This window comes from Exobacillus caeni (assembly GCF_005747095.1).
Lineage (GTDB): Bacteria > Bacillota > Bacilli > Bacillales > Guptibacillaceae > Exobacillus > Exobacillus caeni.
Genome location: NZ_SWLG01000001.1, coordinates 472,686 through 484,597 on the forward strand (window position 1 = coordinate 472,686; position 11,912 = coordinate 484,597).

12 protein-coding genes are annotated in these 11,912 nt (G+C 41.0%); 11 read left to right on the top strand and 1 reads right to left on the bottom strand.

Going from position 1 to position 11,912, the window contains the following annotated elements:
• The first annotated feature begins 45 nt into the window (after positions 1-45).
• The 5 genes from zapA (at position 46) to FCL54_RS02360 (ending at position 5,539) form a co-directional block, all read left to right on the top strand.
• Positions 46-306 carry a cell division protein ZapA gene (gene zapA, locus FCL54_RS02340; protein ID WP_138122752.1) on the top strand — a complete coding sequence of 87 codons (261 nt, stop codon included), beginning with the start codon at positions 46-48 and terminating at the stop codon, positions 304-306.
• A 5-nt stretch (positions 307-311) separates the two neighbouring features.
• The gene (locus tag FCL54_RS02345) at positions 312-851 is read left to right on the top strand and encodes a CvpA family protein (protein WP_138122754.1); all 540 of its coding nucleotides are present in this window, start codon (positions 312-314) and stop codon (positions 849-851) included.
• Between the two features lie 116 nt (positions 852-967).
• A complete protein-coding gene (gene polX / locus FCL54_RS02350; RefSeq protein ID WP_138122756.1) occupies positions 968-2,704 on the top strand; it encodes a DNA polymerase/3'-5' exonuclease PolX in 1,737 nt (578 codons plus the stop codon).
• A gap of 25 nt (positions 2,705-2,729) precedes the next feature.
• Complete coding sequence (locus tag FCL54_RS02355) at positions 2,730-5,093, top strand: endonuclease MutS2 (protein WP_138122758.1); 2,364 nt, start codon at positions 2,730-2,732, stop codon at positions 5,091-5,093.
• A gap of 38 nt (positions 5,094-5,131) precedes the next feature.
• Positions 5,132-5,539, top strand: coding sequence for a DUF350 domain-containing protein (locus FCL54_RS02360; protein ID WP_138122760.1), 408 nt, complete (start codon positions 5,132-5,134; stop codon positions 5,537-5,539).
• Positions 5,540-5,572: 33 nt separating this feature from the next.
• Here FCL54_RS02360 and FCL54_RS02365 read toward each other — a convergent pair whose 3' ends face one another.
• Complete coding sequence (locus tag FCL54_RS02365) at positions 5,573-5,824, bottom strand: hypothetical protein (protein WP_138122762.1); 252 nt, start codon at positions 5,822-5,824, stop codon at positions 5,573-5,575.
• Positions 5,825-6,001: 177 nt separating this feature from the next.
• Here FCL54_RS02365 and FCL54_RS02370 point away from each other — a divergent pair, with 177 nt between their 5' ends.
• The 6 genes from FCL54_RS02370 to trxA all read left to right on the top strand — a co-directional run bounded on the left by FCL54_RS02370 (position 6,002) and on the right by trxA (position 11,781).
• On the top strand, positions 6,002-7,711 hold the full coding sequence (locus tag FCL54_RS02370; RefSeq protein WP_171016639.1) for an AMP-binding protein: 1,710 nt from the start codon (positions 6,002-6,004) through the stop codon (positions 7,709-7,711).
• A gap of 328 nt (positions 7,712-8,039) precedes the next feature.
• Complete coding sequence (locus FCL54_RS02375) at positions 8,040-8,633, top strand: fatty acid metabolism transcriptional regulator FadR (RefSeq protein ID WP_138122764.1); 594 nt, start codon at positions 8,040-8,042, stop codon at positions 8,631-8,633.
• A gap of 29 nt (positions 8,634-8,662) precedes the next feature.
• Positions 8,663-9,436 (top strand): enoyl-CoA hydratase, encoded by a 774-nt coding sequence (locus FCL54_RS02380; protein ID WP_138122766.1) that lies wholly within the window; start codon positions 8,663-8,665, stop codon positions 9,434-9,436.
• A 27-nt stretch (positions 9,437-9,463) separates the two neighbouring features.
• Positions 9,464-10,234: an electron transfer flavoprotein subunit beta/FixA family protein gene (locus FCL54_RS02385; protein WP_138122768.1), complete on the top strand. Its 771-nt coding sequence runs from the start codon at positions 9,464-9,466 to the stop codon at positions 10,232-10,234.
• A 13-nt stretch (positions 10,235-10,247) separates the two neighbouring features.
• The gene (locus FCL54_RS02390; protein ID WP_138122770.1) at positions 10,248-11,225 is read left to right on the top strand and encodes an electron transfer flavoprotein subunit alpha/FixB family protein; all 978 of its coding nucleotides are present in this window, start codon (positions 10,248-10,250) and stop codon (positions 11,223-11,225) included.
• 244 nt (positions 11,226-11,469) lie between these two features.
• Positions 11,470-11,781: a thioredoxin gene (trxA, locus tag FCL54_RS02395; protein ID WP_138122772.1), complete on the top strand. Its 312-nt coding sequence runs from the start codon at positions 11,470-11,472 to the stop codon at positions 11,779-11,781.
• Positions 11,782-11,912 lie beyond the last annotated feature (131 nt).

An 11,912-nucleotide genomic window follows, 5' to 3' on the forward strand; every position in this document is an offset into this window, starting at 1 on the left:
TAAGATAAAAGTTAGGGTTTTTTTCTCGGAATAGGAGGCTTTTGGGTGGGAGAGAAGCAAGGGAATGAACGCACAAGAGTACAAATTTATGGAGAAGAATATACAATAAAAGGCACCGAGAGCTCTGATCATATTATAGAGGTTTCCAATATAGTGGATGAAAAAATGAAAGAATTAAAAACGATGAATCCATATTTGGATACAAAAAGGCTCGCTGTGCTGACTGCAGTAAATATTGTGAACGAGTACGTATTGCTTAAGAAAGAAATGCAACAACTTCAGAAAAAATTGAAAGAAGAGGAATAAGAGGGATGGTTGATTTAATACTGTTAGTTATTTTAGTCGGGGGATTTTTGGTCGGCATTCGCCGTGGCCTGATATTACAAGTTGTCCATTTAACAGGTTTTATTGTTTCGTTTATCGTCGCATATATGTATTTCGGTGATCTGGCTCCACATTTAAAGCTGTGGATTCCATATCCTTCTTTTGGAGAAGGCGATTCAACGAACATGGTTCTTGACGCAATAAATTTTGAAGCTACTTACTATAGAGGAATTGCTTTTGCTATGCTTTTCTTTGGAACAAAAATCATTATGCAAATTATAGGCTCCATGCTTGATTTTCTTGCAGACCTGCCGATTTTGCGTACGATTAATGGCTGGCTCGGCGGTGTGCTGGGATTTATAGAAGTGTACGTTATTTTGTTTATTTTTCTTTTTTTGGCAGCTCTTGTGCCGAATGAGACAGTACAAACGTACATCAGTCATTCGTTTTTGGCGGAAAGCATTGTGAAGCACACACCGATATTATCGGAACAAATTAAAGACTTATGGAGCAACCACGTCGTTTAACCCTTCTTGTCCGGAAGGGTTATTTCTTTTATTGCAGTTGTTTCAAGTTGGTTTTTTAAAAAAATACCGGTACGATAGAAGGTAGGAGAAAACCCGAAAGGAAGGGTGGACAAATCATGGATAAGAAAAAAGTAATAAAAAAACTGGAAGAAATCGCGATTTATATGGAAATCAAGGGAGAGAACCCTTTTAAAATATCGGCTTTTCGAAAAGCGGCACGCGCACTTGAAACTGATGATCGGAATATGGAACAAATCGAAGACCCTGCAGAACTGAACGGAATCGGAAAAGGAACTGCTGCAATAATAAAAGAACTGGTCGAAACAGGAGATTCAGAGACGTTAAGAAGCCTGCAGGAAGAGGTGCCGAATGGATTGATTCCACTACTTGGCTTGCCAGGTCTTGGCGGTAAAAAGATTGAAAAGCTGTATCAGGAACTTGGTGTTACAGATGTTAGCAGCTTGAAAAAAGCATGTGAAGGAAACAAGGTTCAGCAATTGCCGGGATTTGGGAAAAAAACAGAAGAAAAAATTCTTGAAGCGATCAAAGACATAGGAAAAAGGCCGGACAGGCTTCCTATCGCATACATGCTTCCTATCGCAGAGAATATCGAAATTCAACTTGATGGCTTTAAGGGAATTGAGAAATATTCAAGAGCAGGCAGCCTGCGCCGGATGAAAGAAACGATTAAAGACCTGGATTTTATTATCGCAACGAATGAAGCCGAAAAAGTTGCGGACCAGCTTTTAAAAATTGAACCAGAGGCAAAGGTAATCGTCCAGGGGGATACAAAAGTAACGCTTGAACTGGCGTATGATTATGCCGTATCGGTCGACTTCAGGCTTGTGAAACCAGAGGAATTTGCCACAACTCTCCATCACTTCACTGGCTCAATGGAACATAACGTTAAAATGAGGCAAATCGCTAAGAAGCGCGGTGAAAAAATAAGCGAGTATGGCGTTGAAGATATAGATACAGGAGAGATTACGACTTTTAACACGGAAGAAGAATTTTATGAACATTTCGGCCTTGCATTTATTCCACCTGAACTAAGGGAGGATGACGGAGAGATAGAAGCAGCCATGGAAGGGGAAATCAACGTTGTGCTTCTTGATGACATCAAAGGCGATCTCCATATGCACTCGACCTGGAGTGACGGGGCGTTTACAATAGAAGAAATGGCAGAAGCTGCGAGAAAGAAAGGTTATTCTTACATTGCGATGACCGATCATTCCCAGTATTTAAAAGTCGCAAACGGCTTGACTCCTGAGCGACTGAAAGAACAAAGAAAAGAAATTGACCGCCTTAACAAAAAATATAAGGATTTTAAAATATTCGCTGGAGTAGAGATGGATATTCTCCCTGATGGAACTCTGGATTATGAGGATGACGTTTTAGAAGGTATGGATTTTGTTATCGCATCGATCCATTCTTCCTTCTCCCAGAACCGGGATAAGATTATGAAAAGGCTGGAAACGGCACTTAAAAACCATCATGTTGATTTAATCGCGCATCCAACCGGAAGACTAATAGGGAAAAGAACGGGATATGACGTTGATCTTGAGATGTTGATCAAGCTTGCAAAAGAAACGGATACAGCCCTTGAGCTCAATGCAAATCCAAACCGTCTTGATCTATCAGCTGAATGGTTGAAAAAAGCCCAGGAAGCAAATGTAAAGTTAATGATCAATACAGATGCCCATCACATGGACATGCTTGAGCATATGCCGATCGGTGTAGCGTTCGGACGTAGAGGATGGTTAAAAAAAGAAACGATCCTCAATACGTATGATTCGACAGAACTAGAAGCATTTTTCAACCGTCATTCTCAAGGCTCCATGAAAGATCGTTAGAATGGCATAGTAGGAGGACGTTGTTTTGAATAAACGAGTATTGCGACTATTAGAATATCAAAAAATAAAAGAGATGCTTTCTGCCCATACCGCTTCATCACTAGGAAAGCAAAAAATTGAAGAGCTTATACCTCATGTTGAACTGGATGAAGTCAACCATGGGCTAAACAGTACGGAAGAGGCCAGAAAAGTTCTCCGTTTGAAGGGCCAGGCCCCTCTTGGAGGGATTAGGGACATTAGAGCAAGTTTGAAACGTGCGGAAATTGGCGGTATGTTAAATCCGGACGAGCTTCTTGATATATCCAGTACAATATACGGCGGGCGACGCTTTAAAACGTTTATCGAGAATATGGTAGAAGATGGAGTCGAACTTCCGATCCTGGATTCCTATGTTTCCGAAATCGAGCCGGAAACAGAGCTTGAAAGAGAGATCGCTTACAGCATTGACCAGGATGGCGAAGTGATGGATTCGGCAAGCGATGCATTGAGTAAAATACGGGGCCAGCTTAAGAGCCATGAATCTCGCGTAAGAGAAAAGCTAGAAAGCATGATTCGTTCTTCAAGTACAAGAAAGATGCTTTCCGATGCATTAATAACCATTCGAAACGACCGGTTTGTTATTCCTGTTAAACAGGAATATCGAGGCGCTTTTGGCGGAATGGTCCATGACCAGTCTTCTTCAGGCGCAACCCTTTTTATTGAACCACAATCTGTCGTAACAATAAACAATCAGATCCGAGAGCTTAGAATTAAGGAAAAGCACGAAATCGATAAGATATTAACAGCATTGACTGGAAGAGTAGCGGAATCAGCCGAGGTGCTTTACCATAATGTGAAAATGCTTTCCGAGATTGATTTTATCGTAGCAAAAGCACTTTTTGCACAAACTTTGAACGCAACCAAGCCGATCATGAACAACGAAGGAAAAGTTGGCCTTAAGAGTGCAAGACATCCACTGCTTCCTGCAGATGAAGTCGTTCCGACAACCCTTGAACTTGGTAAATCCTTTTCCTCGCTTGTTATTACCGGGCCGAATACGGGAGGAAAGACGGTTACGTTAAAGACACTTGGTCTTTTGACCTTGATGGCACAGTCAGGAATGCATATTCCTGCTGAGGAAGAATCTGAAATGGCGGTATTCAGGGCGGTCCATGCAGATATAGGAGATGAACAGTCCATTGAACAAAATTTGAGTACGTTCTCTTCTCATATGACGAATATAGTAGAAATCTTAAAGCATGTAGATTCGAACAGTCTTGTTTTATTCGATGAACTTGGAGCAGGCACAGATCCTCAGGAAGGAGCTGCACTAGCAATTTCTATCCTGGATTATGTTTATAAAAGCGGAGCGAAAATCATCGCAACGACCCATTATAGTGAGTTAAAGGCTTACGCGTACAACAGAGAAGGAGTAATGAATGCGAGCGTAGAGTTCGATGTAGAAACATTAAGGCCGACTTATCGCCTGTTGATCGGTGTGCCAGGACGAAGCAACGCGTTTGAAATTTCAAGGCGGCTTGGATTATCAGAAGAGATTATCGGGGATGCGAAGTCCCAGATCTCAAGCGAAACAAACAAAGTGGATAAAATGATTTCTTCTCTGGAAGAGAGCCAGAAACAGGCTGCTCTGGATAAGGAAGATGCTATTCAGCTTCGAAAACAGGCCGAGGAATTAAAGCGAGACCTGGAACAGGGGTTGGAACGTTTTCAAAAGGAACGTGACAGGATGCTTGAGCAAGCTGAAAACGAAGCTGCCAGAGAAGTGGAAAAGGCAAAGGAAAAAGCAAGAAAAATTATCGATGAGCTAAGATCTTACCAGTTGAAACAGGGGAACGTAAAGGAACATCAGTTGATCGATGCCAAAAAGCGATTGGAAGAAACAACCCCGGAACTCCGCAAAAAGGATGCGAATGCTGCTAAGAAAAAGAAGAAAGCGCAGTCTGTGGAGCTAAAACCAGGGGACGAAGTGAAAGTGATAACTTTTGACCAAAAAGGCCATATCGTTGAAAAGGTAGGGAAAAATGAGTACCAGGTGCAGATCGGCATTATGAAGATGAATGTAAAAGAGGCCGATCTGGAACGGATAAAGTCTAAGCCGGAAATTGAAACAAAACCGATCGTAACGGTACGAGGCAGCAATGCCCATGTTAAGACAGAACTGGATTTAAGAGGAAAAAGATATGAAGATGCCCAGATCGAAGTAGAACGATATCTGGACGATGCTTTGTTAGCAGGATACCATCAGGTTTCTATCATTCATGGAAAGGGAACGGGCGCTCTTCGCAAAGGTGTCCATGAATTGCTTCAAAAGCACCCGCGAGTAAAAAGTACCAGGATGGGCGGCATGAATGAAGGGGGCGGCGGCGTAACCGTTGTCGAGCTAAAATAAGGAACGAAGCCCTATACCAAAAAGGAGAAACGGTAACCATGGGACAATTTTGGGAGAGTACCTATTTTCAAACTGCAGCAAATTACAGTGTTGTTGTAGTATGCATGATCGTATTTCTTGCCATTTTTGAACTAGTTACGAAATATAAGAACTGGCAGGAGATTAAAAAAGGAAACATGGCAGTAGCGATGGCTACTGGAGGAAAGATATTCGGGATCGCTAATATTTTTCGTTTTTCCATCGAACACAACGATTCAATCGTTACCATGATGGGATGGGGGCTTTTCGGATTTCTTCTGTTATTGTTTGGTTATTTTATCTTCGAATTTCTAACACCGAAATTTCGAATCGATGAAGAAATAGAAAATGATAACAGAGCCGTAGGCTTTATCTCGATGGTTATTTCACTGGGGCTTTCCTACGTGATTGGTGCCGGTATAGAATAAGGGGAGGAAGACGTGGAAACACTCTGGAAAGTGCTAATGGTAGTAGCCAGCCTGTTTTTTATAGGCGGCGTCATCTATCTTTTGTTTTTTACGTAAAATTAGTGAAATGGCCGACTCTCTTGAAGAGTCGGCCATTTGTATTTTTAGCCAGGCTTTTATATACCCCAAAGCGACAAATCTTTCACTCTCAAAAAAATAGATTGCCAGATCTATTTTATAGGAGCGTAAGCGACAGGGTACGATGAGATCGTGCCGCCAGGGAGAGCATAAAAGCTTTTGTTTCATTAAGGACTTTTCTCCCAGCGAAAAATGGCTTGTCCTCCCGATTATCGTCGCTAAAAAGGAATAAATGTCAAAAAAATTAAATAAATTATATAAATATTGTGACTTTTTGATTATAATGAAGATAGAGTGATGAGAATTAGAGTTTGGAAAGGAGACGATAATTAAGGAGGTAATCCTATGGAACCAGCCATTCAAAGACCATGGTTAAACAGTTACCCGAAAGACGTTCCAAAACATATCGACTATGATGAAAAACCGCTCAACGACTATCTGTCAAATGCAGCTGAAAACGCCCCAGGACAAAAAGCGATCCATTTCTTGGGAAAAGAACTAACTTATAGGGAAGTTTATGAAAGTGCCCTCAAACTGGCTAATCACCTGATTTCCCGGGGTTTGGAAAAAGGGGACCGTGTTTCGATTATGCTTCCAAACTGTCCTCAAGCAGTTATAGGATATTACGGGGTTCTCCTTGCAGGTGGAATTGTTGTTCAAACAAACCCACTTTATATGGAAAGAGAATTAGAGCATCAGTTAAATGACTCAGGAGCAAGATTTATCCTATGCCTTGATCTTGTTTTTCCAAAAGTGGTAAAAGTAAAATCGAACAGTCCGATTGAGCACATTATCGTGACGGGATTAAAAGAATATCTGCCATTTCCAAAGAATGTGTTATATCCCCTTGTCCAAAAGAAGCAAAAGACAGGGATTCTTGTTAATGTTCCGTATAACGATACTTCGATTCACAGCTTTAAAGAGTGGATGAGGACAGGTATTTTGGATAAACCCGAGGTTTCAATTAACCCAAAAGAAGACCTGGCACTTTTACAATATACCGGGGGAACAACCGGCCTTGCTAAAGGGGTAATGCTGACTCATTATAATCTTGTTGTAAATACGATGCAGTGCAGATACTGGATCGCTGATGCAAGATTTGGCGAAGAAGTAATCCTCGGTATTTTGCCTTTTTTCCATGTTTACGGGATGACCTGCGTGATGAACCTCGCGATCATGTATCAATCTAAAATGGTGATTTTACCCAGGTTTGATGCTAAAGATACACTGAAGACTATTTCGAAACAGCGGCCGACGCTATTTCCAGGAGCGCCGACGATCTATATTTCATTGCTAAATCATCCGGATCTGGATGACTATGATCTATCATCCATAAAAGCCTGTATCAGTGGATCTGCTCCTCTTCCAGTAGAAGTCCAGCAAAAGTTTCAGGAAAAAATAAGCGGGAGGTTAGTAGAGGGATACGGACTGACAGAAGCATCCCCGGTTACACATGCAAATCTTTTGTCCGGGAAAAATGTTACTGGTAGCATCGGGCTTCCGTGGCCTGATACTGATGCTGCGATCCTTGGAGCTGAAGGAAAACCGGCAGAAACGAAAGAGATCGGAGAATTGCTCGTAAGGGGACCTCAAGTGATGAAAGGCTACTGGAATCTCCCGCAGGAAACGGAAGCGGTTTTAAATGATGGGTGGCTATCTACTGGAGACATGGGATATATGGACGAAGAGGGCTATTTTTATATCGTGGATCGGAAGAAGGATATGATTATCGCCGGCGGATATAATATTTATCCAAGAGAAGTAGAAGAAGTTCTTTATGAACATGATGCGATACAGGAAGCTGTTGTCCTTGGAGTGCCAGATCCGTACCGGGGAGAAACGGTTAAAGCATTCATCGTTCTTAAAGAAGGCTGTACAGTTCAAGAGGAAGATCTGAATAAGCATTGCAGAAAACATCTCGCTGCTTATAAAGTCCCTAGATTATATGAATTCAGGGAAGAACTTCCAAAGACGACAGTTGGAAAAATATTGCGAAGAGTATTGATCGATGAAGAAAAACAGCGTTTTGAAGATGCTTCAAGCCATTCCGTATAAGGAGTGGCTCTTCTTTTGAGAAAAGGTATACCTGAAATAAGGCACTAAAGAGATAAATAAACAGAAGAAGAATAATTTTTTGTTATTAAAATTCGCACATTTCACTTTATTATGATATCATTAAATTGTAAAACAACTATGGCATGGTAGCTGTTTTTTCTTTGGGAATTCAATCTAACGAGCGCTCGCTCAGGGACTTCTTATTGACATATGTTCCGGCTTTCCTTTAGAATTAAATCATGAATGAATGCTCATTCATTTTACGAAGATGCCCATTTTGCTTGGTACATAGTCAGTCAAGGGCAAAAGCATAAAGGAGAACGGATCAATGACAAAGGGAAAAAAACGCGGACCAAAATACGATAAGATTATTGATGCTGCAGTAAAAGTAATTGCAGAACATGGGTATCATCAAGCTCAAGTTTCAAAGATTGCAAAAGCAGCAGGTGTCGCTGACGGTACCATTTATCTGTATTTTAAAAACAAAGAAGATTTGTTGATCTCGTTGTTCCAAAAGAAAATGGGCAGCTTTATAGAAAAAACCGAAATGGAAATCCTGCTTCAAAAAAGCCCTGATGAAATGCTTCTTTCATTGATTCAGATGCATTTTAAACAGCTTTCAGAAGACTATGATCTGGCAATTGTTACACAGTTGGAACTGCGCCAGACAAACAAGCAGTTAAGAGCAAAGATTGGGGATGTCCTAAAGAGGTATTTAGCCCTGGTTGATTCCATACTACAAAAAGGAAAAGAGTCCAGTGTGTTCGATGAAAGCCTTGATATAAGGTTAGCGAGGCAAATGATTTTCGGCACACTTGATGAGACTGTTACAAACTGGGTGATGAATGACCATAAGTTTGATCTGGTAGCACTTGCAAAGCCAATACACAGGTTATTGATAAATGGCTTAAGCAATAAATAAAGAACACTTGACCTGAGAGGAGTGGAGAAATGGAATACTTGCAACTCACGAAACATGACAAGTGGGCCCACATCGTACTAAACAGGCCGCCGGCAAATGCTGTTTCCAACGGCGTGCTAAAAGAGCTGTCCAGCCTTCTGGATGATTTGAAAGAAGACAGTTCTGTCAAAGTGATTTTGCTGTCCGGAGAAGGAAGGTTTTTCTCCGCGGGCGCAGATATCAAAGAATTCACAGAAATCAAAGATGAAGAAGATTTCTCTGAATTAGGCGCTTTCGGACAGAAATTATTCGACAAAATGGAAGCGTTCCCAAAACCGATCGTTGCCGCGATCCATGGAGCAGCGCTGGGCGGAGGCCTTGAACTTGCGATGGGCTGCCATATCCGTCTGGTAACTGAAAATGCAAAGTTAGGACTGCCTGAACTTCAGTTAGGATTAATACCTGGTTTTGCAGGATCTCAAAGGCTTCCTCGTTTTGTAGGAAGGGCAAAAGCTGCTGAAATGCTTCTCACCAGCGAACCGATCACTGGAAAAGAAGCAGTAGAATTCGGCCTTGCGAATAAGGCTTATAGCGAAGATGAGTTAATGGATAAGGCGACTGAGCTTGTTGAAAAAATCGCTAAGAAAAGTGCAGTTTCCATGAAGTTTATTCTAGAGTTGCTTACTTATACAACTCCTGAGAGATTTCAAGAGGGAGTCCAACGCGAAAAAGTCTTGTTTGGCAAAGCTTTTGCTTCTGAAGATGGTCAGGAAGGAATTAGGGCCTTTCTTGAAAAGAGGTCACCTGATTTTAAAGATAAATAAACCAGAATACAGGGAGGGAATCTTCTCATGAACATTTATGTAATCATGAAGAGAACGTTTGATACGGAAGAAAAAATTGTTATTGAAAACGGGCAGATCAGTGATGAGGGTGTAGAATTTATCATTAACCCTTACGACGAATATGCAATTGAAGAAGCAATCCGCTTGCGTGACGATAACGGCGGTGAAGTTACAGTAGTGAGCATCGGTGATGAAGAGGTGGAAAAAGAACTTCGCACTGCGCTTGCGATGGGAGCTGACAAAGCAGTTCTAATCAACAACGAGGACATAGAAGACAGTGACCAGTTTACAACAGCTTCTCTTCTTGCAGCTTATTTTGAAGACAAAGAATATGACCTGATTTTAGGCGGGAATGTCTCCAACGATAACAGTACAGGACAAGTTGGCCCTCGCCTTGCAGAACAATTGGATATTCCATATGTTACAACCATTACTAAATTCGAGCTTGATGGCGAAAAAGTAACAATCGAGAGGGACGTAGAAGGAGATGTTGAAGTAATCGAAACATCGCTTCCGCTGCTTGTTACTGCTCAACAGGGCTTAAATGATCCTCGTTATCCTTCATTGCCTGGAATCATGAAAGCGAAGAAAAAGCCTCTTGAAGAAATTGACTATGACGACTTAGATATCGATGAAGATGAAATCGAGGCAAAGACAGAAACAGTAGAAATATTCTTGCCTCCTAAAAAAGAAGCAGGAAAGATCTTGGAAGGTGAACTTGACGAACAAGTTCAAGAACTTGTGAAGTTATTACGCCAGGAAGCAAAAGTAATATAGGAGGGGACCGAGAATGGCTAGAAAAGTACTCGTTTTTGCAGAAGTAAGAGAAAATGAATTAAGAAATGTTTCTTTTGAAGCACTAGCAGCAGCAAAGGATATCGCTGCAGGCGGCGAAGTTATTGGAGTAGTGGCAGGGGAAAGTGTCAGCGGATTGGCTGAAACTTTATTCCACTATGGAGCTGACCGCGTTATTACAGTTGAAAATGAAAAGTTAAAAGCTTATACGAATGACGGATATTCCCAGGCATATCTTCAGGTGATTGACTCTGTTCAACCTGATGCAATTTTAATGGGACACACTGCACAGGGGAAAGATATCTCTCCTAAATTAGCAAGTAAGTTAAGTTCCGGCCTGATTTCTGACGCTACGGGAATAGAAATCGATGGTGAAGACGTGATTTTCACACGTCCTATTTACTCAGGCAAAGCTTTTGAAAAAAAGAAAGTAAAAGAAGGCTTGATCTTTGCAACGATTCGTCCAAACAATATCTCTGTACTTGAAAAAGACGAATCCCGTTCTGGAGAAGTAGTAAATGAAGATGTAGAGATCAAAGATTTACGTACAATCGTTAAAGAAGTTGTCAGGAAATCCACTTCTGGCGTTGACCTATCTGAAGCAAAAGTTATCGTTGCAGGTGGACGCGGAGTCAAGAGCTCAGAAGGATTTGAACCGTTGAATGAACTTGCTGAAGTATTGGGGGCAGCGGTTGGTGCTTCTCGTGGAGCATGTGATGCTGATTATTGTGATTACTCCTTGCAAATTGGCCAAACAGGTAAAGTGGTAACACCTGATCTGTATATTGCCTGCGGTATTTCCGGAGCAATCCAGCATCTTGCCGGAATGTCAAACTCCAAAGTAATTGTGGCGATTAACAAAGATCCTGAAGCAAACATCTTTAACGTTGCTGATTACGGAATCGTTGGAGATTTATTTGAAGTTGTCCCAATGTTAACAGAAGAATTTAAAAAAGTTTTGCAAACTAATTAATATCTGTTAAGCGGGTTGGTCATCGACCGATCCGCTTTTTGCGATTACTCTTTCAGTGAATTTAGGAACAACTTTGTTTTTTATAAAGGGATTTCGGGTAAACTTTGTAGTGAATCAAATAAATAGCATAATCAAGCTGTTTAGTGATATACTCAGTGATGAAAATACCAATAAAGGTATATAAGGCATTTGTTAGGCTAATTAAGACTGATGTCAATAAAGTTTTTTAAAGGAGGCAACAATAATGGCAATTGTAAATGCAACTGACCAAAATTTTGCACAAGAAACAAGCGAAGGATTAGTATTGGCTGACTTCTGGGCACCATGGTGCGGGCCTTGTAAGATGATCGCTCCAGTACTAGAAGAACTTGAATCTGAAATGGATAGCGTAAAGGTCGTTAAGCTTGATGTAGATGAGAACCAGGAAACTGCAAGCAAATTCGGCGTAATGAGCATTCCAACACTTCTAGTATTTAAAAATGGTGAGGTTGTTGATCAAGTAGTTGGTTTCCAACCAAAAGAATCTTTAGCACAGTTATTAGAAAAACACCAATAATAAATGATTTATTTGACCCGTCCGTGAATTTTTCACGGGCGGGTTTTGTTGTATAAAGCAATCAACTCTTTTAGCAAGAATCAATATTTTTTCAGCATTTGGACAAATTTTCTTTCAAAGTTTAGTTGACA

Excerpts from the sequence above, each read along its gene's own strand:
- polX (WP_138122756.1), top strand. The coding sequence starts at position 968 with ATGGATAAGAAAAAAGTAATAAAAAAACTGGAAGAAATCGCGATTTAT.
- FCL54_RS02345 (WP_138122754.1), top strand. The coding sequence starts at position 312 with ATGGTTGATTTAATACTGTTAGTTATTTTAGTCGGGGGATTTTTGGTC.
- FCL54_RS02385 (WP_138122768.1), top strand. The coding sequence starts at position 9,464 with ATGAACATTTATGTAATCATGAAGAGAACGTTTGATACGGAAGAAAAA.
- FCL54_RS02360 (WP_138122760.1), top strand. The coding sequence starts at position 5,132 with ATGGGACAATTTTGGGAGAGTACCTATTTTCAAACTGCAGCAAATTAC.
- FCL54_RS02380 (WP_138122766.1), top strand. The coding sequence starts at position 8,663 with ATGGAATACTTGCAACTCACGAAACATGACAAGTGGGCCCACATCGTA.
- FCL54_RS02375 (WP_138122764.1), top strand. The coding sequence starts at position 8,040 with ATGACAAAGGGAAAAAAACGCGGACCAAAATACGATAAGATTATTGAT.
- FCL54_RS02365 (WP_138122762.1), bottom strand. The coding sequence starts at position 5,824 with ATGAAACAAAAGCTTTTATGCTCTCCCTGGCGGCACGATCTCATCGTA.
- trxA (WP_138122772.1), top strand. The coding sequence starts at position 11,470 with ATGGCAATTGTAAATGCAACTGACCAAAATTTTGCACAAGAAACAAGC.
- FCL54_RS02370 (WP_171016639.1), top strand. The coding sequence starts at position 6,002 with ATGGAACCAGCCATTCAAAGACCATGGTTAAACAGTTACCCGAAAGAC.
- FCL54_RS02390 (WP_138122770.1), top strand. The coding sequence starts at position 10,248 with ATGGCTAGAAAAGTACTCGTTTTTGCAGAAGTAAGAGAAAATGAATTA.